This window comes from Terrabacter terrigena (assembly GCF_042676085.1).
Taxonomy (GTDB): Bacteria; Actinomycetota; Actinomycetes; order Actinomycetales; family Dermatophilaceae; genus Terrabacter; species Terrabacter terrigena.
Genome location: NZ_JBHTKH010000007.1, coordinates 162,996 through 185,547 on the forward strand (window position 1 = coordinate 162,996; position 22,552 = coordinate 185,547).

A 22,552-nucleotide genomic window follows, 5' to 3' on the forward strand; every position below is an offset into this window, starting at 1 on the left:
GCCGGCCCCCGGCGGCCGGGTCCCCCTCAACCCGGCCGCCGGACCACAGGTTCGAAACGGCTACAGGCTCGAAAGGCCAGACCCATGACCACGACGGCGACCCCTCCGTCCCAGACCCTCCACGAAGCCGCCCCCACGAGTGCACCCCTGCCCCGGCGGCGGAGCCTCCCTGCTCTCCTCGTCGTCCCGACGCTGCTGATCCTGGTGGCCGCGCTCGGTTATCCGGTCGGCTGGCAGGTCGTCACGAGCCTCCAGAAGTTCGGTCTCGCCCAGCAGTTCGGCCAGCCCCCCGAGTGGGTCGGACTCGACAACTACCGCGCCCTGCTCAGCGATGCGGACCTCTGGCTCATCGTCGGGCGCTCCATCGCCTTCTGTGTCGTCTGCGCCCTCGTCACGGTCGGCATCGGCCTCGGTCTCGCACTCCTCATGGGCGCGGTCGGCCGCACCGCGCGCCTCGCCCTGCAGGTCGCGCTGCTGCTGGCCTGGGCGATGCCCGTCGTCGCCTCGATGACGGTCTGGACCTGGATCGTCAACTGGCGCAACGGTCTGCTCAACTGGGTCCTCGACCGCGTCGGGGTCGACGCGGCGGGACACAACTGGCTCGTGCAGCCGCTGTCGTTCTTCGTCGTGGCCGCCGTCGTCGTCGTGTGGATGAGCGTGCCGTTCGTGGCACTCTCGATCCATGCCGGCCTGACGCAGCTCTCGCCGGAGGTGCTCGAGGCAGCCGAGATCGACGGGGCGGGCGGCTGGCAGCGGCTGCGCCTCATCATCCTGCCGCTCGTGCGGCCGGTGATCTCCATCGTGCTGCTGCTCCAGCTGATCTGGGACCTGCGGGTCTTCACCCAGGTCAAGCTGCTCCAGGATGCCGGCGGCGTGGCCAACGAGACGCACCTGCTCGGCACGTACATCTACCAGCTCGGCACGGGCGCAGGCGATTTCGGGATGGCAAGTGCCGTCTCGATCCTCATGCTCGTCATCACCGTCGCGGTGAGCTGGTACTACGTCCGCTCCCTCATGAAGGAGGAGTCCTGATGAGCACGACCGCCCTCGTGCGTCCGCGCCGGTCGACCCGACGCACGCTGCTCACGGTCCTGGCCGTCGCCCTCGCGCTCGTGTGGGCCTTCCCCGTCTACTGGATGCTCAACTCCGCGTTCCTCGACAAGGTCACGCTCCAGCGCACCACACCGACCTTCCTGCCCTTCGGTGGGTCATTCGAGAACTTCCGCGCGATCTTCGACGACCCCGGTTTCGTTCGGGCGCTGGGCATCTCGCTCGCGGTGACCCTGACGACGGTCGCGGCCGCCATCGGCATCGCGTTCCTCGGGGCGCTCGCCATCAGTCGCTTCCGGTTCCGTGGGCGGCGGTCGTTCGTGCTCGCTCTCCTGCTCATCCAGATGCTGCCGGCCGAGGGTCTCTTCATCGCCCAGTACAAGATGATGAGCAGCGTCGGCCTGCTCAACAACGTCATCGGGCTCGCGATCCTGTACACCGCCGCGGTCGTGCCGTTCACCGTGTGGATGCTGCGCGGGTTCGTCGCCGGCGTGCCGATCGAGCTGGAGGAGGCCGCCATGGTCGACGGCCTCTCCCGCACCAAGGCCTTCCTGCGGATCACCTTCCCGTTGCTGGCTCCCGGGCTCGTGGCATCCGGCGTCTACGCCTTCCTCCAGGCGTGGAACGAGTTCACCGTGGCACTGGTCGTCATGACGGAGGAGCAGTCGCGCACGCTGCCGCTCTGGTTGCGGGGCTTCGTCCAGGCGAGCGCGACCCGCGAGACCGACTGGGGCCAGGTCATGGCGGCGTCCACCGTCGTCGCCGTCCCCGTCATCATCTTCTTCCTCGTCGTCCAGGGGCGGATGAGCAGCGGCCTCGTGGGCGGGGCGGTGAAGGGCTGACATGGAGCACTCACGTGAGGCGCTGCGGCGCCTCGTCCTCGGCACCCTCATGCCGGGATTCGTCGGCACCACCGTCCCCGACTGGGTGAAGAGGGAGTACGCCGCCGGGTTGGCCTCCGTCTGCCTCTACGGCGCGAACGTCGTCGACCCCGACCAGCTCGCGGCCCTGTGCGCATCACTGCGCTCCGCAGCGCCGCACGTCGTCCTCGCGGTCGACGAGGAAGGGGGTGACGTCACCCGGTTGCACTACCCGACCGGGTCGACCCAGCCCGGCAACGCGCTGCTCGGGCGGCTCGACGACACTGCCCTGACACGCGACTCGGCCGTCGCCATCGGCCGCGAGCTGGCGGCATACGGGATCAACCTCGACCTCGCGCCGGTCGTCGACGTGAACTCGGCCGACGAGAACCCCGTCATCGGGGTGCGCAGCTTCGGGGCGGAGGCGGCGCGCGTGTCACGGCACTCGGCGGCGTACGTCGAGGGCGTGCAGTCCGTCGGGGTTGCCGCGTGCGCCAAGCACTTTCCCGGCCACGGCGACACCGTCACCGACTCGCATCTCGCGCTGCCGCACGTGCACGCCGAGGCCCACGTGCTCGACGGGCGCGAGCTGGAGCCGTTCCGGGCGGCGATCGGGGCGCGGGTCGCCTGCATCATGACCTCGCACGTGGTCGTCTCGGCCATCGACCCCGACCGGCCCGCGACGTTCTCGCCGGCGGTTCTCGGCGACCTGCTGCGGGACAGACTCGGCTTCGAGGGCGTCATCGTGTCGGACGCCCTCGACATGGCCGGCGCATCCGCGGAGACCGGCATCCCGGAGGCAGCCGTGCGGGCGCTCGTCGCCGGATGCGACCTGCTCTGCGTCGGGTCCGAGACGACCGAGGAGGAGTTCCACGCAGTGGTGGCGGCGGTCGTGTCAGCGGCCGGGTCGGGGCGGCTGCCAGTCCAGCGCCTGGAGGAGGCGGCGGCGCGAGTTGCCCTGCTCTCCAAAGGCTTTGCGGCGGACTCGTTCGCCGTCGAAGGGTCCGCGCAGGTGCCTGCGTGGTCCAACGGGGCGCTCGTGCGCGGCTTCGAGGTGGGCGCGGCCGTAGAGGCCTGGCTCGATGCCCCGTGCGACGCGGTCATCGTGCAGGTGGCGTCCGACCCGAACCTCGCCGTGGGTCGGGTTGCCTGGGGGCCGTGTGCCGCCGGGCTGGCGACCTCGGAGGACGCTGTCCCGCAGGGGGCCAAGGTGGCTGTCGCCGGTCGCGGGCTGGCCGCCGGGCACCCGTTGTGGGCCGTGGCGGAGCGCCTTCGTGCTCACGGGCACCCGACGATCACCGTCGACTGCGGCTGGCCCCGCGGCGGCGCCGACCTCGTCACCTTCGGGGGGTCGGTGGTCGTGGCCGAGGCCCTCGGGCGCTACCTCGGGGTGGAGCGCCCGGGATGAGCGGCGTGCTCCGGCTCGGCATCGACATCGGCGGCACGAAGACGGCTGCCGCGCTCGTCGCCCAGGACGGCGCCGTGCGCGCACTGCGGACGGCAGCGTCGGGCCGTGGACCCGCGGGTGTCGTCGACGTGGCGGTGCGGCTCGCACAGGCGGTTCGGGCCGAGCCGTCCTCGCCCGTGGTGTCGACGGGTGTGTGCATGCCCGGACTCGTCGACCCCGCGACGGGACTCGCGCGCCACGCGGTGAACCTCGACGTCGAGCAGCTCGCGCTGGGTCCGGAGCTCTCGGCGCGGCTGGGGACCCCCGTCTTCGTCGAGAACGACGTCAAGGCGGCCGCCCTGGGGGCGTGGCGGCTGCGTTCGCCTGCGCGTGGGTCGGTAGGCGGCTCGGCCGCTGGGGCGGTCGGTGCGTCACCGCCGAACACCGAGACCCTGGCGTACCTCAACCTCGGCACCGGCCTGGCGTCGGCGGTCGTGCGCGGGGGTGTCGTGGTCCGCGGGATCGACGGCGTGGCAGGGGAGATCGGTCACCTGCCGATCGGCGGCCACGCTCCCTGCACGTGTGGGCAGATCGGCTGCCTCGAGACGGTCGCGTCGGGGTCGGCGCTCGGACGCCTGTGGCCGGAGGCCCGGCGCGTGCATCGCGACCCCTTCGTCGCGGCCGCCGGCGGGGACTCGTCGGCAGCTGCGGCGCTCGAGGTGCTGTGCACCGGCATCGGGCTCGCGGTCCAGCTGCTGGCGCTCGCGTCCGGCGCGGAGCGGGTCGTGGTCGGCGGCGGTCTGGCTGCGCTGGGCGCCCCGTTGCTCGAGGGCATCCGCGGCGACCTGCGGCGACGAGCCCGGTCGTCCCCGCTCGTCGGGGCGCTCGACCTTGCGCACCGGGTGGAGCTGATTCAGTCCGACGTCCCGGTGGCCGCCGTCGGAGCCGCCTTCCTGGGCGACTCGCCGGACGTCCTGGCGGGTCAGGGTCGCATCGACGACAACCGCATCGGCCTGGTGGGCTGATGGAGGTCCTCGTGCTGCCCACGCCGGCCGAGGTGGCCCGTCGTGCCGCCGAGGTCGTCGTCGACGGCCTGGTCGGGGCCGGCCGGCCCGAGCCGGTGCTGGGCCTCGCCACCGGCTCCTCGCCGCTCGGGCTCTACGCGGAGCTGGCTAACGCCGTGGCCGCGGGGCGGCTCGACCTGACGCACGCGCGCGGCTTCGCGCTCGATGAGTACGTCGGCCTGACGCCGGGGCACCCCCAGTCGTACCGCGAGGTGCTGCTGCGCGAGGTCTGCGCGCCCCTCGGCCTGCCCCCGGAGCGCCTCCACGTTCCCGACGGGTCCGGCGTCGACGAGGCGGCACTCGTGGCGGGCGCGGCGGCCTACGAGCGGCTCCTGGAGGGAGCCGGCGGGGTGGACGTGCAGATCCTCGGGATCGGTGCGAACGGGCACCTCGGGTTCAACGAGCCCGGGTCCGCGCTCTCGTCGCGCACTCGGGTCAAGCGGCTCTCGGACCGCACGCGGGCCGACAACGCGCGGTTCTTCGACGGGACCGAGGAGGTTCCCACGCACTGCGTCACGCAGGGACTCGGAACTGTCCTGGATGCCCGCCGGCTGCTCCTCGTGGCGTCCGGTGTCGCCAAGGCCGAGGCAGTCGCGGCGGCGCTCGAGGGTCCCTTGTCGGCTTCGTGCCCAGCCTCCGTGCTCCAGTGGCACGCCGACGCCGTCGCGGTCCTCGACGAGGACGCCGCCCGGCTGTTGCGCAACCGGCACTACTACGACGCCTCGGCCGCGGGTCTGGCCGAACGGCATACGCGCTCGTCAAAGGCGTGGTAAAGGGCGCGCCACGTCTTGGTGAGGCCTGCGAGGCCGCCCCACTGTGGAAAACCCCACAGGCACCTCGGGGTTCTTCTCCACAGGGGGTGGACGCTCGTTCCTGCAGGTCATCCCGCATGAGCACGTGTGACCGGGGCCACACGTGCACAGTTGTGCACACACCTTGTCCACACCTGTTGACGGCGTGTCGCCGATACCCGTCCACACGTTGTCCACAGGCTGTCTTGTGCCCCGGGGGGCCCGGCCCTAGGTTTGCACGGTGCTCCTCCGGGAGGGCGCCTCGACGGGTTGGTAGGGCCGGTCGGCGACCTTGTCGGCGCCACGTTGTCTACTAGGCGTGGACCGAGGTTGCACCGTTGTCATTCACTCACGCACCACCCACGCACCACTCAGGGGAACTCAGGGGAAGGGGAGCACGTGTCGCTCGACGAGCTGAGCACGAGCGCTTTCGCGTCGTCGTCGACCCGTGACGGGGGCCCGCCCGACGACCGCCTGCCCCCGCAGGACGTCGGCGCCGAGCAGTCCGTCCTCGGCGGCATGCTCCTGTCCAAGGACGCGATCGCCGACTGTGTCGAGCAGCTCAAGGGCACCGACTTCTACCGGCCCGCGCACGAGCTCATCTACGACGCTGTCCTCGACCTCTACGGCCGCGGCGAGCCCGCCGACGCGATCACCGTCAGCGACGAGCTGACCAAGCGCGGCGACCTCGGCCGTGTGGGTGGCCAGGCCTACCTGCACCAGCTCATCGCGTCCGTCCCCACGGCCGCCAACGCCGGCTACTACGCCCAGATCGTCGCCGAGCGCGCCGTGCTGCGCCGCCTCGTCGAGGCCGGCACCCGCATCGTCCAGCTCGGCTACGCGCAGGGCGGCGGTGACGTCGAGGACATCGTCAACGCGGCCCAGGCAGAGGTGTATGCCGTCGCCGACAAGCGCGGCGGCGAGGACTACCACGCCATCGGCGACATCATCGAGGCCACGGTCGACGAGATCGAGGTCGCGTCGGGTCGATCCGGCGAGATGACCGGTGTGCCGACGGGGTTCACCGACTTCGACGCCCTCACCAACGGCCTGCACCCCGGCCAGATGATCGTCATCGCCGCCAGGCCGGCGATGGGAAAGTCGACGATCGGCCTCGACATCGTCCGGTCGGCCGCCATCAAGCACAAGATGGCTGCCGTCGTCTTCTCGCTCGAGATGAGCCGCACCGAGATCACGATGCGCCTGCTCTCGGCCGAGGCCGGCATCCAGCTGCAGCACATGCGCAAGGGCACGATGCGCGAGGAGGACTGGACCCGCCTCGCCTCGACGATGGGACGCGTCTCCGACGCCCCGCTCTTCATCGACGACTCGCCGAACATGTCGCTCATGGAGATCCGTGCGAAGTGCCGTCGGCTCAAGCAGCGCGAGAACCTCAAGCTCGTCGTCATCGACTACCTCCAGCTCATGAGCTCGGGCAAGCGTGTCGAGTCCCGTCAGCAGGAGGTCTCGGAGTTCTCCCGAGCCCTCAAGCTGCTCGCGAAGGAGCTCGAGGTCCCCGTCATCGCGATCTCACAGCTGAACCGTGGTCCGGAGCAGCGCACCGACAAGAAGCCCGCCATGAGCGACCTGCGAGAGTCGGGCTCGATCGAGCAGGACGCCGACATGGTGATCCTGCTCCACCGTGAGGCCGCCTACGAGAAGGACTCACCTCGCGAGGGCGAGGCCGACCTCATCGTGGCCAAGCACCGAAACGGTCCCACCGACACGATCGTCGTCGCGTTCCAGGGCCACTTCAGCCGCTTCACGAACATGGCCAACAACTTCTGAGTCGCATTTCCGCAGACCCGTCCCGGCTCAGGCCTCCGGAAGGGCGGCAAAGGCCGCCTTGGTGTCGCGGTACCAGTCCATCGACTTCTTCGGGTGGCGCCAGCGGCTCTTCATCGCGTCGCGGGCGTCCTGGTGCGTGACGTCGCCGGCCTTCTCGGCGTCCTTCAGGTGGCGGTCCTGGGCCTTGATGACCTCGTCGGCGTTCTCGCCGCGGTGCTCGAGGTCGCAGGGTCCGCCCAGGGCTCGGCAGGTCATGGTCTTCATGTCAGCTCCTTGTTCGTGTGGACTTTCTGCACTGCTGACGATCGAAGCACGGCAGATGTGACACGACGATGGACAGAACCGGAGGAGATACTGGCGTCGAACGGGAATGGTCGAACCAGGGAGCCGGTTGACCCGGGCATGAATATACCCACCGGGGGTATGTGAATGCACGGAGGGACGCAGGCATGAACGACACCTCGCAGGCCGCGCACGGGGCCCAGCACCACCCTCACGACGAGCCGGCCCACGCCGGGCCGCACGGGCACTCGGCACAAGACCACCACGACGGGCATGACCACCACGACGGGCATGACGACCACGCCGGCCACGCCGGGCACGTCGGGCACGTCGGGCACGTCGGGCACCCCGCCGGGCTCGCATCCATGGCGGCCAGCGCGACCCTCCACTGCCTCACCGGGTGTGCCATCGGCGAGATCCTCGGCCTCATGATCGGCACGGCGGTCGGTCTCGCGACCGGTGCCACGATCGCGCTGTCCGTGGCCCTGGCGTTCCTCTTCGGCTACACCCTCTCCAGCTTCCCGCTGCTGCGCGCCGGGCTGACGTTCGGCGCCGCCCTGCGACTCGTCCTCGCCGCCGACACCGTCTCGATCCTCACGATGGAGGTCGTCGACAACCTCGTCATGGCCCTCATCCCCGGCGCGATGGACGCGGGCCTCGTCAACACCGTCTTCTGGGTGAGCATGGCGATCTCGCTCGCCGCTGCCTTCGGCGCGGCCTACCCCGTCAACCGCTACCTGCTGCGCCGTGGAAAAGGCCACGCGCTGACGCATGAGCACCACGGGTCGGCCGCCCCGGTCACGGGCGCCCGCCGCTTCATCCCCGTGCTGCCACCGGCAGCCCTCGCCGCCGCCATCGCGTCGTTCATGCTGGGCGGGTTCGTCGTCTCCGTCGCAGACGGCCTGATCCGGTAGGCGCCGACGTGCGCCGCAGCCGGATGCCGTTCGTCCGGGACCCGCCCTACGCTGCCCGACATGACTGACGAGACGTACGAGGACCGCACGGGCACCAGGTTCGAGCGGGTCCGGCTCACCGACGCCAGCTTCGAGGACGTCTACCTCGACGGCGCCCGCTTCACCGACGTCGTGCTCAGGGGCGCGACGCTGCGGCAGGTCGACCTGCGCGGTCTCCGCGCGCGCGACGTGTGGCTCGAAGACGTCGACATCACCGCCGAGATCGGAAACCTCCGCATCAACGGCATCGACGTCGTGCCCTACGTCGAGGCCGAGCTCGACCGCCTCCAGCCCGACCGGCCGAAGATGCGGCCCACCGACGCGGATGGCTTCCGCGAGGCGTGGGACGTCGTCGAACGCATCTGGGGCGAGACCGTCGAGCACGCGCGCACCTTCACGCCCGACCAGCTCCACGAACGCGTCGACGGCGAGTGGTCGTTCATCGAGACGCTGCGCCATCTCGTCTTCGCCACCGACGCCTGGGTGTGCCGCGCCCTCCTCGGTGACCCCCAGCCGTGGGATGCGCTCGACCTGCCGCACGACGAGATGGCCGACAGCCCACCGGTCCCGCGCGACCGCGAGGCGCGTCCGACGCTCGACGAGGTGCTGGCCCTGCGCGCCGACCGGATGGCCGCGGTGCGGCGTGTCGTCGACGGCCTGACGGACGAGGCGCTCGACGGCACGACGGAGCCCGTCACCGAGCCGGGCTATCCCGAGCCCCGGGCGTATGCCGTCCGGCGCATCCTGCTGACGATCCTCAACGAGGAGTGGCTGCACCGCCAGTACGCCGAACGTGACCTCGCCGTCGTCTCGGCCCGAGCGCACGGGGGCGCGGACCCCGAGCCCGCGGTCGGCGTACCTCCTCGGTGACCGACGCGCGAGGGCGCAGAGCACCGACTGCCGCCGGCGGCACCGGCGCGGTGAGTGCGGTCAGCGTGGTCAGCGCGCGGCCTCGACGATGCGCCGGTGGACCTCGCGCAGCGCCGCCGCGGCGGCTGCCGAGACGCGCTCGCCGTCGGTGAGCCAGCCGACGAGGGCGGTGTCGTCGCGGGTCACGCCCGACCGGGCGTCGGCGACCGCGGCCGCCATGAGCGCACCGGCACGCGGCACGGGCCGGTCGTCGCCGAGGGCGTCGTCGGCCCAGGCGTCGGCAGCGTCCAGGAGCTCGTCGTCGACGTGCGCCCGCCGGGCCGCCGCCAGGGCGGCAGCAGCGGCCGGCAGTGCCCCCACTGCGGCAGGGTCGGCGACGGACCGCACCTCGCGCACGAGCTCGTCGAGATGGATCTCGAGGAGCCACGACGGCATGCCGCGCGCGGCGAGCACCCGCGCAAGCCACTGGACCTGTTTGACGGCGCCGGCCTCGTCCAGCCACGCGAGGGACACCAGCCACGCGGAGTCGGTGGTCGCGAACCGTGACCCGCGCGCCCCGTAGCGCGCGCCGTAGTAGGGCATCGCGTCGATCGAGCGCTGGGCGGCCCGCACCGCGGCACGGAGCAACGTCGCGTCAGTGGTGATCTCGTGGCCACCCGCGTCGGCGTTGACGACCGCGGCATCGGCGCCCAGGCCCTCTGCGCGTCGGACGAGCCCGGCGACGACATGGTTCTCGCCCTCGGCCACCAGCTCGCGGACGCGCGGCAGGTCGGCGTCCGGGGCGTCACCTCTCGTCAGCTCTCCCTCGAGGGCGCGACGCAGCACCCCCGCGTCCGTCGAGCGCGTGGCCACGACGAGGCGCTCGACCCCCACGACGGCGGCGACGACGGCAGGGTCCTCGAGCGGTCCGGTGACGGTGCGGTCCACGTGCTCGAGCAGCAGCTGCCGCGCCTCGTCGACGGGTTGGGGGCCAGTCATGACAGACATTCTGGCGCCCGATGGGCTCGTCGGGAGAGGCCCCTGCCGCTCAGGCGGGTTCGAGGCGACGGATGTCGGTCCAGCCGGTCCACCCGCGCTCCTCGAGCAGCTCGAGCAGGCGGGCTGCGCACGCGAACGACTCGAGGAACGCGGCATCGAGCAGCTCGACGAGCTCCGCGCTGACGGGGTGCACGTCCTCGAAGCCCTGGGCCTCGGACGCAGCCGCCTCGATGAACGCCGTGACCCGGTCGGCCAGCGCGGGCAGCCGGGGGTCTTCGGGACCGCAGTCCACGAGGTCGCCGATGTCGAGGTAGAGCCGGCGCAGCCCCTCGTGCTCCAGCTGCAGCTGCTTGATCTCCATGAGGTCGGCGACCGCCTCGGGCATCTGCGCCGCGATGAGGATCCAGCTGTCCCGCTCGACCTCGATGAGCCGCTGCGGGAAGCCGAGCTCGCGCATCCGGTCGACGTAGGCGACGGCTTCGGGCGGAAGGGTCAGGCTCTCGCCGGCGGCGAGCTTGGCGATGCGCTCACGGTGCCGCTGGCGCTCGCGGATCTCGGCTCGCAGGCGGCGGTCGATCTGCTCGACCGCCGCCGCGAACTCCTCGTCGTCCGCGACGAGCAGCTCGCTCACCCTCGACAGTGGGACGCCGGCGTCGGCCAGCGTGCGGATGCGGACGAGCTGGACCACCGCCGCCGCGTCGTAGCGGCGGTAGCCGGAGTGGTCGCGTCCGGGCTCAGGCAGCAGGCCCTTCGCGTGGTAGTGCCGGACCGCGCGCACCGTCACGCCGGCGTACGCGGCGAGCTGGCTGATCGTGAGCATGTCCCCATTCTCCTGACTCGAGTCCGTCCGCGTATGCCGTGTGGTCGGGTCACGCGACCTTGGCGCGGTAGGTGCGCATCGCGAGGGCGTAGGCCACGAGCAGCAGCCCGACGCACCAGGCGAGCGCGACCCAGACGTCGCCCCCGACGGGGCGGTGGGCGAAGAGGCCGCGGATGGTGTCGACGATCGCGGTGACCGGCTGGTGCTCGGCGAACCACCGCACCGGGCCCGGCATGCCGGCCGTCGGCACGAACGCCGAGCTGATGAACGGCAGGAAGATGAGCGGGTAGGAGAAGCCGCTCACGCCGTCGACGGTCTTTGCGGTGAGGCCGGGGATCACGGCCAGCCAGGTCAGGGCGAGCGTGAAGAGCACCATGATGCCGAGCACGGCCAGCCAGGCCCCGAGGCCGGCGCTCGACCGGAAGCCCATGGCGAGGGCCACGAGCACGACGAGCGCGAGCGAGATCAGGTTGGCCACCAGGGACGTCAGCACGTGGCTCCACAGCACCGACGAGCGGGTGATCGGCATCGACTGGAAGCGTTCGAAGATGCCTCCGGACACGTCGGTGAACAGGCGGAAGGCGGTGTACGCGATGCCGGAGGCGACGGTGATGAGCAGGATGCCCGGCAGCAGGTAGTTGACGTACGACTCGCTGCCGGCGTCGATCGCGCCGCCGAAGACGTAGACGAAGAGCAGCAGCATCGCGATCGGGGTGATGGCCGTCGTGATGATCGTGTCGGGGCTTCGCAGGATGTGACGCAGCGAGCGCTTGAGCAGGACGGTGGTGTCGCTGAAGAAACGGGTGGTCATGGGTGGTCCTCAGTTCGCGGGGGTCGTGGCGGTGGTGGTCGGAGATGGCGCAGCGCCGGAGGTGGCGGCTCCCCGGTCGTGGCCGATGACCGCGAGGAAGATCTCCTCGAGCGTCGGCTGCTTCTCGACGTACTCGATCTCGGTGGGCGGCAGGAGTGCCTTGAGCTCGGCGAGGCTTCCGTCGGCGATGATGCGGCCCTCGTGCAGGATGGCGATCCGGTCGGCGAGGTGCTCCGCCTCGTCGAGGTACTGGGTCGTGAGGAGCACGGTGGTGCCCCGGCCTGCGAGGGCCTGGACGGTCTTCCACACCTCGAGGCGCGACTGCGGGTCGAGACCCGTCGTCGGCTCGTCGAGGAAGAGCACCGCCGGGTCGCCGATGAGGCTCATCGCGATGTCGAGACGACGCTTCATGCCACCGGAGTAGGTCCCTGCGCGCCGCCCGCCCGCCTCGGTCAGCCCGAACTGCGCGAGCAGGTCGTCGGCGACACGGCCGGGATCGGCCACGCGGCGCAGCTGCGCGACGAGCACGAGGTTCTCGCGACCGGTCAGGATCTCGTCGACGGCGGCGAACTGCCCTGTGAGACTGATGGACTCACGCACCCTTGCCGCGTCGGACGCCACATCGTGGCCGTTGACGAGGGCGGACCCGCTGTCCGAGGTGAGCAGGGTGGAGAGGATCCTGACGATGGTCGTCTTGCCCGCGCCGTTGCTGCCGAGCAGCGCGAAGACGGAGCCCGCCGGGACGCTGAGGTCGACGCCCTGCAGCACCGCGGTCTCGCCGTAGGACTTGGTCAGTTCCGTGATCTCGATGGCCTGTGTCGTTGTCATGGGACGAGCGTGCAACCTTGACGCAGCGTCAAGGTCAAGGGCGGCCGACCGATGAGTTTCTCGCCGACGCCCCACGGTGGCGTCGGCGACGCGGTGAGCCCCCGGGACGGCGGGCGGTCTCGCCTCGGCGCCGGTCAGCGGCAGCCGTTGAGGACCCGCGCGACGGCTGCCTTCTCGGCCGCGGTCACCCACAGGTGGTAGCGGGTCTTGACCGCCACCTGGCGCGCGACGTACGTGCAGCGGAACCCGCGGTTCGGCGGCAGCCAGGAGGCGGCATCCGAGTCCCGCTTGGCGCTGTTGGTCGGCCCGTCGACGGCGAGGAGGTTGAGCGGGTCGTTGGCGAGTGAGATGCGCTGCACCCGCGTCAGTCGCTGCCCGCCCTTGACCCAGGCGTCGCCGAGGGCCACGACGTGGTCGATCTGCACCTTCGACGACGACGCGCCGCGCTCGAAGGCGATGACGCGCCCCGTGTACGGGTCGGCGAGCCGGCCCGACAGGACGACGCAGCCGCGCGTGCCGGGCTTGAGGCGCTCGGCGGTGAGGTCGCGGCGCAGCACGTCGTTGCGGGTGTCGCACCCGTTGTGACCGCCGGCCACGTCGATGTCGTCGGTCCACGCCGGACCGAACTGCTCCCGGGAGTACCCCGTCTTCGGCGCGCGTCCCTTGACCGGCAGCGCGCTGAGCTGCGAGAGCGCGACGCGCGCCTGGGCTGCGCTGATCGTCGGTGTGCTCGTGCGGGGCAGGCTCGTCGTGGTGCCCGGGCCGGGCGCGGCGACGTCGGTCGGTGCATGGGACCGACCGCCCGGAGCTGCCCCCGTCAGGGGCGGCAGCCCGCAGCCCGCGAGGAGCACCGCCAGGGCGGCGACGGCCAGCACGGGAGCGGGGGTGCGCGTGAGCTCGGGAGCCCCACGCTGAGGGAGTCTTGGCACGGTGGGACACCTTGGCACACAACCCAACCCGTGCCGAGGCGCCTCGCCGCTCCTGTCCGTCGGGGTGGGCCAGGCGCGCACTCACGGCTGGTTCCCAGCCGCCGCACGGTGCCCTCCCACCCGCGGGCCGTACGTTGCCGCATCGACATGCGCCCGGCCGTGGGTGGTGCCGACCCGTCAGGAGGTTGCCATGGCTGATCTCGGTGGTCCGGAGATCCTCGTCATCATCATCGCCGTCGCGTTGCTGTTCGGCTGGAAACGGATGCCCGACATGGCCAGGAGCCTCGGCCGGTCGGTGCGCATCTTCAAGTCCGAGGTCGACCAGCTGCGCACCGGTGAGACGCCCACGACGACCGCGCCCACGACGACTGTGCCCACGACGACCGCGCCCGCGGCTGGCTCGGCGCCGGAACCCAGCCCCCTGACGACGCGTACGCCGGAGGACTGAGCGCCTCAGGCCACCGTGTGGATCGGCTCCGTCGGCAGCTTGCGCACCTTGGCGCGGCGGCGACGGCGCTGCGGGATCATCGAGCGCATCTCCTCGAGACGGCCGAAGCAGAGCAGCCGGTCCTCGGCCTCGAGCACGACCCGGCGGCGCGGGTTGGGGATGACGCTGGCGCCCCGGTGCAGGGTGAGCACCTGCAGGTCGCGCTCCTCGAGGCCGGACTCGCCGATCGTCTTGCCGATGATGTCGGCTCCGGCGTGGACGACGAGCTCTGCGACGCCGTACCCCGTTGAGACAGTGAGGCGCTGACGCACGTCGATCTCGGGGAAGGCCACCTGCCCGGCGATGTGGTCGACGATCGCACCGGCGATGTCGAGGTTCGTGGCGCGCTCGATGCCCTCGAGGCCGGGGGAGGAGTTGACCTCCATGACGAGCGGGCCCTCGTTGCCCTCGAGCATGTCGACGCCCGCGACGCGCAGGCCCATGATCTGGGCCGAACGCACAGCAGCCTGCTCGTACTCCGGGGACAGCTCGACCGGCTCGACGGTGCCGCCGCGGTGGACGTTGGAGCGGAACTCGTCGCCGTTGGCGCGCCGGCGCATGGCGGCGACGACGCGGTCGCCGACGACGAGGGCGCGGATGTCGCGGCCCTTGCTCTCGGTGACGAAGCTCTGGATGAGGACGTTCTGCTTCGTGCTGTGGAGGGTCTCGATGATCGCCTCGGCGATCTTGATCTCCGGCGCGAGGATGACGCCGATGCCCTGCGTGCCCTCGAGCAGCTTGATGACGACGGGGGCGCCCCCGACGCGCTCGATGGCCGGGATGACGTCGGCGCGGTTGCGCACGAAGGTCGTCGCCGGCATACCGATGTTGTGGCGCGAGAGGATCTGCGTCGCGCGGAGCTTGTCACGCGCGTTCGCGATGCCGTTCGCCGTGTTCGGCGTGTACACGTCCATCTGCTCGAACTGGCGCACGACGGCCGTGCCGAAGTACGTGATCGAGTTGCCGATGCGGGGCAGGATCGCGTCGTAGTCGGACAGCTGGCGCCCGCGGAACTGAAGGTCCGGCTCGGGCCCCGTCAGGTCGATGGCGAAGCGCAACGTGTTGAGGACTCGCACCTCGTGCCCACGGTCGAGCGCCGCCGTGCGCAGGCGCTGGGTCGAGTAGGCACGCGGCGCGCGCGAGAGGATCGCGAGTTTCATGCAGAGGTCCTGCCAAGATGGGCGGGTGTCCGGGCCGGCCTATTCAAGCACTCATGTCGGGTGGAGGGAGTGGGTCGGTATGCCCGGGCTGGGGCTGCCGTGGGTCAAGGCGAAGATCGACACGGGCGCGCGCACCTCGTCGCTGCACGCCGAGGACGTCGAGGAGTTCGAGCGCGACGGTCGCCCGTGGGTGCGTTTCAGCGTGCACCCCTGGCAGGGCTCGTCGGACGACCCGACGGTCGTCGAGTGTCCCGTCCACGACCGGCGCAAGGTGCGCTCGTCGAGCGGCCACGTCCAGCGCCGCCTCGTCATCCGGGTCGACCTCCGGCTCGGGGGGCGCACGGTCCCGGCCGAGGTGACCCTGAGCAAGCGCGACCGGATGGGCTTCCGCATGCTCGTCGGTCGCGAGGCGCTGCGTCAGGGCTACGTCGTCGACCCCGACCGCTCGTATGCCGGGGGCAAGCCACCCAAGGAGGTCCGCCGCCGCAACCGCGGGCGCTGACCCGGCTCGGTCAGGGCGCGCACGAGCGCGACGGTGAGCAGGGCTGCAGCCGACGCCCCGAAAGGGGGCTCCGGGGCCGTATGCCGTGCCGAGCGTCGTGATGACCCCCGGCGCGACGGTCGTGGCGAGCCCCACGTGAGACCCAGCACCGCGAGGTAGGTGCCCCCGGCTCCACTCAGGAGCCGGCGTGCCGGGCCCAGGCGCTTCAAGTCCTGGTCAGGGGGTGGCGTCATGAGCGGCGAGGAGGCGGGCCTCTGCGTCCGCGTCCATCGGACCGCCACCACGGTTCGTGGGGCGCTCCGGCACTCCCTCGCGCTGGAGCCACGCCCACGTGTCGGCCACGGTCTCGGGCATCGGGCGCGGCCTGAGCCCGGCGGCATACGCCGCAGACACGTCGCAGTCGTGGAGTCCGACGTACTCACCCGTCGGCGGGACCCAGATCGGCAGCTCGGTCCACGGCGACACCCCGGCCGCCTCGACCGTGGCGGGGTCGACCCAGACGAGCTCGGTGTCGCCGCCCGTCACCGCCTTCACCTCGTCGAGTAGCCGGCCGATCGTCGTGTGGCCCGACTCGCTGACCGTGTTGAAGACGCCCACGGGTCGCGACCCGAGGGCCCAGTCGGCGATGTCGCGGCAGTCGACGTACTGCAGGGGCCGGTCGTAGGGTCCCGGCGCCGGCACGCGTCCACCGGCGGCGATCCGGTTGAGCCAGAACGGCATCCGGCCGACGATCTCGTAGGGCCCGAGGATCAGGCCCGCCCGGGCGATCGCGACGTCGCCGGCGAACTCGGCCTGGACGGCGAGCTCGCCGCCACGCTTGGCCGCGGCGTAGTCGGCACCGTCGGTCGACGAGGCGTCGCCCTCGACCACGGGCGCGCTCTCGTCGGCACCGGGTTCGAGCGGCCACGTGTAGACCGAGCGCGACGAGATGTACGTGTAGTGCGGTGCACGGTCGCTCAGCAGCCGCGCCGAGGTCTGCACCGCGACGGGTGCGGCCGACCACGTGTCGACGACCGCGTCCCACTCGTCGTCGGCGAGGGCCGCCCGCATCGCGTCCGGGTCGAGGCGGTCGGCGTGTCGGGCCTCGGCGCCGTCGACGGCGTGGCCGGTGAGGCCGCGCGTCAGCGTGGTGATTTCGTCACCGCGGGCGAGGGCGGCCTCCACGAACGCGCGGCCGACGTGGTGGGTGCCTCCGAGGACGAGAAGTCTCATGCGCAGATCCTCGCCCGCAGGTCACCGCACGCCAAGCACCCTTCGCTCTCGACGAAACCCGCGCTCTCCGTCCCATCGAGAACGTTCCGTCACCTGACGGAGTGCTCTCTCGATGGGGAAGGTGTGGCGGAGTGCTCTCTCGATGGGGGAAGGGCTACTCCCAGTCGGTGAGGTGGGCCGTGTCGGCGCGGCCCTCGGTGAGGTCGGCGACGTGCTGGGCGAAACGGGGGCAGGCGACGATGTCGTGCGCGCGGCACCTGAGGGCGTGCTCGGTCATCTCCCGCGAACGCTCGATCGATCGGGCGCGCTCGTCGAGGTCGCGCAGGTGCGCCTCGAGCACTTCGTGCCGGCCGGCCGCCTCGCCGTCGAGGAGCACCCCGATCTGCTCGAGGCTCATGCCGGCGGACTTGTTGCGCAGGATGACCGCCACCCGCACCAGGTCCCCTTGGCCGTAGCGGCGGTACCCGGACGCGTCGCGTGCCGGAGCCAGCAGCCCGAGCGACTCCCAGTGCCGGAGCACGTTGGTCGGCAGCTCGAAACGGGCCGCCAGCTCACCGACGGTCCAGGTCTGTTTGCGTTCGCTTGCCTTCATCCCAACATGAAGGTACACGCTCGATCCCGAACAGCGACAACAACAGCAGGGAGACACCGTGCACACCGACATCGCCATCATCGGAGGCGGTCCCGCCGGCCTCCAGGCCGCCCTCTCGATCGGCCGTATCCACCGCGACGCCGTCCTCTTCGACGACGGCACCTACCGCAACGCCACCGTCAGCCACATGCACAACGTCCTCGGCCACGACGGCACCCCGCCGGACGCTTTCCGCGCGCTCGCGCGCACGCAGCTCGCGGCATACGACACCGTGAGCGTGCGGGAGGAGCGCGTCGAGTCGGTCGAAGAGGTCGACGGCACGTTCCACCTTCGCGTCGCCGACGGCTCCGGCCTGACCGCGTATGCCGTCGTGCTGGCCACGGGTGTCCGCGACACCCTTCCGCCCGTGCCCGGGCTCGACGCCCTCTGGGGAGACCTCGTCGCGCACTGCCCGTTCTGCCACGCCCACGAGTTCGCCGGTCGACGCGTCGGCATCCTCGGCGCCGCGACGGCGCCGCACCTGAGCGCCATGCTCGGCCGTATCGCGTCCGACCTCGTCGTGTTCGCCGACGGTGAGGCGCTGCCGGAGGACTGGGCCGTGCGTCCCGACGTGCGGACCGAGCGGGTGGTCTCCGTCGAGCGTCACGGCGGAGAGGTCCGCGTGTCGCTCGAGGGCGCGGACGGCGAGGTGCACCACGAGCACGTGGCCGGCCTCTTCGTGAAGCCGACGATGACCCAGTCCGCGCCCTTCGCCGACCAGCTCGGTCTCGAGCTCAACCCGTCCGGCTGCATCCGCGTCGACGAGTTCGGGCGCACGAGCCGCGCCGGTGTCTGCGCCGGCGGCGACCTCGCCCACCTGCCCGCCCACCCGATGCCGATGGCATCGGTGACGATGGCGGCCGCCGCCGGCCAGGTGGCGGCGTCCGGGGCGATCATGGCGTTGCTGTCGCGCTGACCCCGCCGAGGGGCTCGTCACCGGCCCGGCGGTCACGCCGCTGCGGCATACGATGCCAAGGATCCCGAGAACTCGAAGGAGTGGCACATGCCGCGCGACCTCGCCCCCGACCTCGTCGAGCGCCTCACGAAGGCGTTCGAGGCCGACCCCACCGCCCGGATGCTGCAGAACGCGGTCACGACGACGTCGGTCGACGACATCGCCCTCGACCGCCGCGTCGTGACGAGCATCGACCACTCCGTCTCGAACCTGCTCGACGACTGGTCTGCGACATCGCAGGAGAAGAGCGGTCGTTGCTGGCTCTTCGCGGGCACCAACCTGCTGCGCGCCGGTGCGCGAAAGACCTTGAACGTCAAGGACTTCGAGTTCTCGCAGAACCACCTGCTCTTCTGGGACAAGTTCGAGAAGGCGAACCACTGGCTCGAGTCGATGATCGCGACGGCCGACCGTGACGTCGACGACCGCACCGTCGCGCACCTGCTGGCGACGCCGGCCGAGGACGGCGGGCAGTGGAACATGTTCGTCGCGCTCGTCGTCAAGCACGGCCTCGTTCCGAAGGTCGCGATGCCCGAGACGAAGAGCTCGAGCAACACGCGCCTGATGAACCGCGACCTCGGCACGATCCTGCGCCAGGCCGCGCGAGACCTGCGGGCGCAGGCCGCGGACGGTGCGCCGGAGGCCGACCTGCGCGAGACGAAGGAGCAGGTGCTCGCCACGGTGCACCGGCTCCTCTGCATCCACCTCGGCACGCCGCCGGAGTCGTTCCTGTGGCAGTGGAAGGACGCCGACGGCGGCTTCCACCGCGATGGCGAGATGACGCCGCTCGCGTTCGCCGAGAAGTACGTGACCGTGCCGCTCGAGGACTACGTGTGCCTCGTCAACGACCCGCGCACGAGCAGCCCCTACGGCCGGACCTTCACCGTCGAGCACCTCGGCAACGTCGTCGGCGCGCCGCCAGTCACGTACCTCAACGTCGAGCCCGACGTCATGAAGTCCCTTGCGGCACAGGCGATCGTCGGCGGAGAGCCGGTGTGGTTCGGGTGCGACACCGGGCAGATGTCGCACTCCGACCTCGGCCTCTGGGACGCCGGCCTCTTCGACCGCGCCGCCGTCTACGGCACCGAGCCGGCCCTCGCCAAGGCCGACCGCCTGCTCCACCACGAGTCGCTCATGACCCACGCGATGCTCTTCACCGGGGTCGACCTCGTCGACGACGCCCCGCGGCGCTGGCGCGTCGAGAACAGCTGGGGCACCGAGAAGGGCGACAAGGGCTTCATGACGATGAACGACGGCTGGTTCGCCGAGTACGTCTTCGAGGTCGCCGTCCGCCGCGACGCCCTGCCGGCCGAGCTGCAGGAGGCTCTGACCCACGAGCCGATCGTCCTTCCGGCGTGGGACCCGATGGGCGCCCTGGCCTGAGCCGTCCGCCCGCGCCGCCCGGCCTCAGGCGGCCGACGTGTTGGCCGGCTGTCGGAGGTGCTCTCGGACCGGCTCGGAGTGCAGGACCAGGAGCATGACGACGTAGAGCACCGGCACGAACCAGGGGGCGGAACCGGTGAAGGCCGAGCCCGTGAAGAGCAGGGCGCCAAACGCGGACAGCAGCACGAGGCACAGGCGCGCGACCTCTTGGCGCCAGCGGTGGATGCCGAGCAGCAGCCCGAGGTCGACGACGATCCACAGGAGCGGGACACCGCCGATCGGACCGCGGTCGCCGGAGACGTGGGCGAGCACCGAGCAGACGCCTGCCAGGAGGAGCAGCCTCCTGGCGTTCGGCATCGTGAGGGGTGGAGCGGAGCGGTGCATGTCCGAAATGTACGTCTTGGTGCGAATCCGCGTAGCGGTTTCGCCCCTACCGGCGCCCGCTCAGCGCAGGTTTCGCTGCAGGAAGGCCTCGGTGCGACGGATCGAGGTGTCCCACTGGGGTGACGTGAGCGTGTGTCGACCGCCGGGGTAGACGTACAGCTCGACGTTCTTTCCCCTGGCCCTGAGCGCGGCCACCGACTCCTGCGACCACGCGATGGGGCAGTCCTCGTCGGCCGTGCCGTGGTGGATCAGCAGCGGCTCCGTGATGCGGCTGAAGTACGTGCGCGGGCTCGTGGCCGCCCACTTCGCCGGCTGGGCCTCCGGGGTGCCCAGCCTCGCGATCACGGCGCGCGCTGCACCCGCCCGGGAGGCGTCGCGGCGCACCCACTTGTCGAAGTTGTCGACGGTGTCGGAGCTGACCGGGGCGTACGCCACGCCCGCGCGGAAGAGCCCCGGGCGTACGACGAGGGCGTTGTAGACGACCCCGCCTCCCATCGACCGTCCGACGAGCGCGATGCGTGACGGGTCGACGAGCGAGGACTGCTTGAGCGCGAGCCCGGCGTTGACCGCATCGACCGTGTAGCCCGCGCGGAGCCTCGCGTCGTTGCTCGGGTCCTTGCTGGACTGGGCGTGGTTGCGGTAGTCGATGTGCAGGGTGACGTAGCCCCGCCTGGCGAGGTGGTCGCGCTCGCGCAGCATCGTCTCGCCGTTGGTGTAGACGGCCGGGTCGACGTAGCCGTGCGCCAGGACGACAGCGGGGAAGGGGCCCTTGCCGCGCGGCACGTTGATGCGACCCGAGATCGTCAGGCCGTTGCTGCGGTAGCTCGCGAAGTACTGTCGGTAGGCGCTGGTGCTGCCGCGCTCGGCCCCGAGCCGCAGGCCGCCGCCCTCGAACTTCGTGGCGATGAGCGCGGCGATCGACGCCGGGTCCGGAGCGGCTCGCACGCCCGGTGCCGTGGTGGGTGCGGGCCCCTTCGCCTCGGGGATCGAACGGGTCGGCTCGCTGCTCGGTGGTGTGGTGGGGGCCGTGGACGGGCCCGGTCCGCTGGCCGTTGTCGCGCTGTGCCGGGACGAGCCTCGGCCGGTGTCGACGGCCGGCCCGCTGGTGCTGCACGCGCCGAGCAGCACGGCGACGGTGAGGCCGGCGGTCAGTCCGGTCCGGATCCTGGGGGCGGTGGATCGCACGGGGCGCACCCTCCGAGTCTCGCCCCGGACGCCGAGGATTCCCAGCCCGCTCCCAGCCTTCGTGCCCGATCCGAGACCATCGGGGTCAGGGCAGGGTGGCGGCAGCCTCGAGGACGGTCCAGGCCTGCAGCTGCGGCGACAGCTCCAGCGGTGGCCCGGGAGCCCGGCCACCGGGCTCGACCGGGAAGACGGTGGGGTCGCGCCGGCCGGCGACCGGAAGGCTGCCTCGACCGCGCCAGAGCGCGTGGGCGGTGTCGAGGACGAGCCGGTGCGCCACGGCTCGGGCGTCGTCGGGCAGACGCGAGCTCGGGGATGCGGCGAGGGCGAGGTAGCGCACGAGGATGCCGGTGAACAGGCCGCCGTCGCCCCCGCCGTGCGTGCGCAGCACGCGGGCTCCGTCCAGCTCGCTCGTCAGGCCGGTGTCGACCGCTGCGACGAGGGCCGCCGCCCGGTCCAGGCTCCGCTCGTCACCGAGCGTCACGAGCGCGCCGAGCACCGTGCCCTGGTTGTAGGACCAGACGTCGGGGACGAGCACCTCCTGGCCCGACCGCAGCCGTATGCCGTCGAGAACGAGCCCGCTGTCCGCGGACCACAGGCGTGAGTAGAGCCAGTCCACGAGGCGGCGGGCCTCTCCGGTCTCGCCGAGTCGTGCGAGGTGCAGGGCCGCGGGCCCGGTGGCGGGGCTGTTCTTGAAGTCGCGGTCGCGGCTCCAGAAGAGGCCGCCGCCGAGGTCGTCGGTGTGCGCCGAACGGAGCTGCTCCGTCAGGTGCCGGCCGGCCGACCGCAGGCGACGCCTTGGCGACCGGCTGCCGATCTCGGCGTGCAACACCCCGAGCCTGCCAGAGGCGAGCGCGAGCCAGGCCATGTCGTCGTAGAAGTCGTTGACCCACCGTGCGCGGTTGCGCAGCCGGATCGTCGCGAGCAGCCGGTCGCCCTGCCGGGCCTGCGCTTCGGCGGCTTCCGGGTCCCCGGTTCGCAGGTGCCGCAGGCCGGCGTCGACGATCGCGTCGAGGTAGTGCGCCTGCCACCAGTAGTGCCAGACGCCGCGCAGACCTCCGAACCAGCGCCCGCCGCCCGGGGCGGGGTGGGACACCTGCGCGAGGTGGGTGAACGGCATGCGGCCGAGCCGCCCCCCGAAGAGCGCCTCGACCGAACGCTCCGCCTCGGCGGCGCGCTCGTCGGGCTGCCCCGTGAGCTGGGTCGGTGTGCGTGCGGCGGACACGCTCCGGACGCTACCGCGCGGCC

Annotated in this window: 24 protein-coding genes; 12 read left to right on the forward strand and 12 right to left on the reverse strand. The window is 71.6% G+C overall.

Going from position 1 to position 22,552, the window contains the following annotated elements:
• Window positions 1–84: 84 nt before the first annotated feature.
• From ACFQ2V_RS12620 to dnaB, 6 genes are all read left to right on the forward strand, one after another.
• Window positions 85–1,032 carry a carbohydrate ABC transporter permease gene (locus tag ACFQ2V_RS12620; protein ID WP_386053045.1) on the forward strand — a complete coding sequence of 316 codons (948 nt, stop codon included), beginning with the start codon at window positions 85–87 and terminating at the stop codon, window positions 1,030–1,032.
• Window positions 1,032–1,892 carry a carbohydrate ABC transporter permease gene (locus ACFQ2V_RS12625; RefSeq protein ID WP_386053047.1) on the forward strand — a complete coding sequence of 287 codons (861 nt, stop codon included), beginning with the start codon at window positions 1,032–1,034 and terminating at the stop codon, window positions 1,890–1,892. Before ACFQ2V_RS12620 ends, ACFQ2V_RS12625 begins: the two co-directional genes overlap by 1 nt.
• A gap of 1 nt (window position 1,893) precedes the next feature.
• The gene (locus ACFQ2V_RS12630) at window positions 1,894–3,318 is read left to right on the forward strand and encodes a glycoside hydrolase family 3 protein (RefSeq protein WP_386053049.1); all 1,425 of its coding nucleotides are present in this window, start codon (window positions 1,894–1,896) and stop codon (window positions 3,316–3,318) included.
• Window positions 3,315–4,322 carry an ROK family protein gene (locus ACFQ2V_RS12635; RefSeq protein WP_386053050.1) on the forward strand — a complete coding sequence of 336 codons (1,008 nt, stop codon included), beginning with the start codon at window positions 3,315–3,317 and terminating at the stop codon, window positions 4,320–4,322. The genes ACFQ2V_RS12630 and ACFQ2V_RS12635 overlap by 4 nt, the downstream gene beginning before the upstream one ends.
• Complete coding sequence (locus ACFQ2V_RS12640) at window positions 4,322–5,134, forward strand: glucosamine-6-phosphate deaminase (RefSeq protein WP_386053052.1); 813 nt, start codon at window positions 4,322–4,324, stop codon at window positions 5,132–5,134. Before ACFQ2V_RS12635 ends, ACFQ2V_RS12640 begins: the two co-directional genes overlap by 1 nt.
• A 417-nt stretch (window positions 5,135–5,551) precedes the next feature.
• Window positions 5,552–6,940 carry a replicative DNA helicase gene (gene dnaB, locus ACFQ2V_RS12645; protein ID WP_056750334.1) on the forward strand — a complete coding sequence of 463 codons (1,389 nt, stop codon included), beginning with the start codon at window positions 5,552–5,554 and terminating at the stop codon, window positions 6,938–6,940.
• Window positions 6,941–6,967: 27 nt separating this feature from the next.
• On the opposite strand, the gene ACFQ2V_RS12650 is transcribed toward dnaB, so the two are convergent.
• Complete coding sequence (locus tag ACFQ2V_RS12650; RefSeq protein ID WP_386053054.1) at window positions 6,968–7,204, reverse strand: DUF1059 domain-containing protein; 237 nt, start codon at window positions 7,202–7,204, stop codon at window positions 6,968–6,970.
• A 185-nt stretch (window positions 7,205–7,389) separates the two neighbouring features.
• On the opposite strand from ACFQ2V_RS12650, the gene ACFQ2V_RS12655 reads away from it, so the two are divergent.
• Both ACFQ2V_RS12655 and ACFQ2V_RS12660 read left to right on the forward strand, forming a co-directional pair.
• A complete protein-coding gene (locus tag ACFQ2V_RS12655) occupies window positions 7,390–8,136 on the forward strand; it encodes a DUF4396 domain-containing protein (RefSeq protein ID WP_386053055.1) in 747 nt (248 codons plus the stop codon).
• Between the two features lie 60 nt (window positions 8,137–8,196).
• Window positions 8,197–9,045 carry a DinB family protein gene (locus tag ACFQ2V_RS12660; RefSeq protein ID WP_386053056.1) on the forward strand — a complete coding sequence of 283 codons (849 nt, stop codon included), beginning with the start codon at window positions 8,197–8,199 and terminating at the stop codon, window positions 9,043–9,045.
• A gap of 69 nt (window positions 9,046–9,114) precedes the next feature.
• On the opposite strand, the gene ACFQ2V_RS12665 is transcribed toward ACFQ2V_RS12660, so the two are convergent.
• The 5 genes from ACFQ2V_RS12665 to ACFQ2V_RS12685 all read right to left on the reverse strand — a co-directional run bounded on the left by ACFQ2V_RS12665 (window position 9,115) and on the right by ACFQ2V_RS12685 (window position 13,411).
• A complete protein-coding gene (locus ACFQ2V_RS12665; protein WP_386053057.1) occupies window positions 9,115–10,023 on the reverse strand; it encodes a hypothetical protein in 909 nt (302 codons plus the stop codon).
• A gap of 49 nt (window positions 10,024–10,072) precedes the next feature.
• On the reverse strand, window positions 10,073–10,843 hold the full coding sequence (locus ACFQ2V_RS12670) for a MerR family transcriptional regulator (RefSeq protein ID WP_386053058.1): 771 nt from the start codon (window positions 10,841–10,843) through the stop codon (window positions 10,073–10,075).
• A 49-nt stretch (window positions 10,844–10,892) separates the two neighbouring features.
• On the reverse strand, window positions 10,893–11,654 hold the full coding sequence (locus ACFQ2V_RS12675; RefSeq protein WP_386053060.1) for an ABC transporter permease: 762 nt from the start codon (window positions 11,652–11,654) through the stop codon (window positions 10,893–10,895).
• 9 nt (window positions 11,655–11,663) lie between these two features.
• Complete coding sequence (locus ACFQ2V_RS12680) at window positions 11,664–12,482, reverse strand: ABC transporter ATP-binding protein (protein WP_386053061.1); 819 nt, start codon at window positions 12,480–12,482, stop codon at window positions 11,664–11,666.
• A gap of 134 nt (window positions 12,483–12,616) precedes the next feature.
• Window positions 12,617–13,411 carry an HNH endonuclease family protein gene (locus ACFQ2V_RS12685; protein ID WP_386053063.1) on the reverse strand — a complete coding sequence of 265 codons (795 nt, stop codon included), beginning with the start codon at window positions 13,409–13,411 and terminating at the stop codon, window positions 12,617–12,619.
• A 190-nt stretch (window positions 13,412–13,601) separates the two neighbouring features.
• Here ACFQ2V_RS12685 and ACFQ2V_RS12690 point away from each other — a divergent pair, with 190 nt between their 5' ends.
• Window positions 13,602–13,859, forward strand: a complete 258-nt coding sequence (locus ACFQ2V_RS12690; protein WP_386053065.1) for a twin-arginine translocase TatA/TatE family subunit — start codon at window positions 13,602–13,604, stop codon at window positions 13,857–13,859.
• Between the two features lie 5 nt (window positions 13,860–13,864).
• Here ACFQ2V_RS12690 and ACFQ2V_RS12695 read toward each other — a convergent pair whose 3' ends face one another.
• Window positions 13,865–15,058, reverse strand: coding sequence for a RimK family alpha-L-glutamate ligase (locus tag ACFQ2V_RS12695; RefSeq protein ID WP_386053067.1), 1,194 nt, complete (start codon window positions 15,056–15,058; stop codon window positions 13,865–13,867).
• Here ACFQ2V_RS12695 and ACFQ2V_RS12700 point away from each other — a divergent pair.
• A complete protein-coding gene (locus ACFQ2V_RS12700; protein WP_386053069.1) occupies window positions 15,057–15,560 on the forward strand; it encodes an ATP-dependent zinc protease family protein in 504 nt (167 codons plus the stop codon). The genes ACFQ2V_RS12695 and ACFQ2V_RS12700 overlap by 2 nt on opposite strands.
• Window positions 15,561–15,776: 216 nt before the next feature.
• Here ACFQ2V_RS12700 and ACFQ2V_RS12705 read toward each other — a convergent pair whose 3' ends face one another.
• Window positions 15,777–16,772: an NAD-dependent epimerase/dehydratase family protein gene (locus ACFQ2V_RS12705; RefSeq protein WP_386053071.1), complete on the reverse strand. Its 996-nt coding sequence runs from the start codon at window positions 16,770–16,772 to the stop codon at window positions 15,777–15,779.
• Window positions 16,773–16,926: 154 nt separating this feature from the next.
• Window positions 16,927–17,364 carry a MerR family transcriptional regulator gene (locus ACFQ2V_RS12710; RefSeq protein WP_386053073.1) on the reverse strand — a complete coding sequence of 146 codons (438 nt, stop codon included), beginning with the start codon at window positions 17,362–17,364 and terminating at the stop codon, window positions 16,927–16,929.
• A gap of 58 nt (window positions 17,365–17,422) precedes the next feature.
• Here ACFQ2V_RS12710 and ACFQ2V_RS12715 point away from each other — a divergent pair, with 58 nt between their 5' ends.
• Entirely contained in the window at window positions 17,423–18,319 is an 897-nt protein-coding gene (locus ACFQ2V_RS12715) for an NAD(P)/FAD-dependent oxidoreductase (RefSeq protein ID WP_386053075.1), read from the forward strand.
• Window positions 18,320–18,406: 87 nt separating this feature from the next.
• A complete protein-coding gene (locus ACFQ2V_RS12720) occupies window positions 18,407–19,738 on the forward strand; it encodes a C1 family peptidase (protein WP_386053077.1) in 1,332 nt (443 codons plus the stop codon).
• Between the two features lie 24 nt (window positions 19,739–19,762).
• Here the strand turns inward: ACFQ2V_RS12720 and ACFQ2V_RS12725 are convergent, their stop codons facing one another.
• From ACFQ2V_RS12725 to ACFQ2V_RS12735, 3 genes are all read right to left on the reverse strand, one after another.
• Window positions 19,763–20,122, reverse strand: coding sequence for a hypothetical protein (locus ACFQ2V_RS12725; RefSeq protein ID WP_386053079.1), 360 nt, complete (start codon window positions 20,120–20,122; stop codon window positions 19,763–19,765).
• 60 nt (window positions 20,123–20,182) lie between these two features.
• Window positions 20,183–21,307 (reverse strand): alpha/beta hydrolase family protein, encoded by a 1,125-nt coding sequence (locus ACFQ2V_RS12730; protein WP_386053081.1) that lies wholly within the window; start codon window positions 21,305–21,307, stop codon window positions 20,183–20,185.
• A gap of 85 nt (window positions 21,308–21,392) precedes the next feature.
• Window positions 21,393–22,529, reverse strand: a complete 1,137-nt coding sequence (locus ACFQ2V_RS12735) for a glycoside hydrolase family 76 protein (RefSeq protein ID WP_386053083.1) — start codon at window positions 22,527–22,529, stop codon at window positions 21,393–21,395.
• Between the last annotated feature and the right edge of the window lie 23 nt (window positions 22,530–22,552).

Coding starts and splice junctions, on each gene's coding strand:
- ACFQ2V_RS12620 (WP_386053045.1), top strand. CDS start 85: ATGACCACGACGGCGACCCCTCCGTCCCAGACCCTCCACGAAGCCGCC.
- ACFQ2V_RS12625 (WP_386053047.1), top strand. CDS start 1,032: ATGAGCACGACCGCCCTCGTGCGTCCGCGCCGGTCGACCCGACGCACG.
- ACFQ2V_RS12630 (WP_386053049.1), top strand. CDS start 1,894: ATGGAGCACTCACGTGAGGCGCTGCGGCGCCTCGTCCTCGGCACCCTC.
- ACFQ2V_RS12635 (WP_386053050.1), top strand. CDS start 3,315: ATGAGCGGCGTGCTCCGGCTCGGCATCGACATCGGCGGCACGAAGACG.
- ACFQ2V_RS12640 (WP_386053052.1), top strand. CDS start 4,322: ATGGAGGTCCTCGTGCTGCCCACGCCGGCCGAGGTGGCCCGTCGTGCC.
- ACFQ2V_RS12650 (WP_386053054.1), bottom strand. CDS start 7,204: ATGAAGACCATGACCTGCCGAGCCCTGGGCGGACCCTGCGACCTCGAG.
- ACFQ2V_RS12655 (WP_386053055.1), top strand. CDS start 7,390: ATGAACGACACCTCGCAGGCCGCGCACGGGGCCCAGCACCACCCTCAC.
- ACFQ2V_RS12660 (WP_386053056.1), top strand. CDS start 8,197: ATGACTGACGAGACGTACGAGGACCGCACGGGCACCAGGTTCGAGCGG.
- ACFQ2V_RS12665 (WP_386053057.1), bottom strand. CDS start 10,023: ATGACTGGCCCCCAACCCGTCGACGAGGCGCGGCAGCTGCTGCTCGAG.
- ACFQ2V_RS12670 (WP_386053058.1), bottom strand. CDS start 10,843: ATGCTCACGATCAGCCAGCTCGCCGCGTACGCCGGCGTGACGGTGCGC.
- ACFQ2V_RS12675 (WP_386053060.1), bottom strand. CDS start 11,654: ATGACCACCCGTTTCTTCAGCGACACCACCGTCCTGCTCAAGCGCTCG.
- ACFQ2V_RS12680 (WP_386053061.1), bottom strand. CDS start 12,482: ATGACAACGACACAGGCCATCGAGATCACGGAACTGACCAAGTCCTAC.
- ACFQ2V_RS12690 (WP_386053065.1), top strand. CDS start 13,602: ATGGCTGATCTCGGTGGTCCGGAGATCCTCGTCATCATCATCGCCGTC.
- ACFQ2V_RS12700 (WP_386053069.1), top strand. CDS start 15,057: ATGCAGAGGTCCTGCCAAGATGGGCGGGTGTCCGGGCCGGCCTATTCA.
- ACFQ2V_RS12695 (WP_386053067.1), bottom strand. CDS start 15,058: ATGAAACTCGCGATCCTCTCGCGCGCGCCGCGTGCCTACTCGACCCAG.
- ACFQ2V_RS12705 (WP_386053071.1), bottom strand. CDS start 16,772: ATGAGACTTCTCGTCCTCGGAGGCACCCACCACGTCGGCCGCGCGTTC.
- ACFQ2V_RS12710 (WP_386053073.1), bottom strand. CDS start 17,364: ATGAAGGCAAGCGAACGCAAACAGACCTGGACCGTCGGTGAGCTGGCG.
- ACFQ2V_RS12720 (WP_386053077.1), top strand. CDS start 18,407: ATGCCGCGCGACCTCGCCCCCGACCTCGTCGAGCGCCTCACGAAGGCG.
- ACFQ2V_RS12725 (WP_386053079.1), bottom strand. CDS start 20,122: ATGCACCGCTCCGCTCCACCCCTCACGATGCCGAACGCCAGGAGGCTG.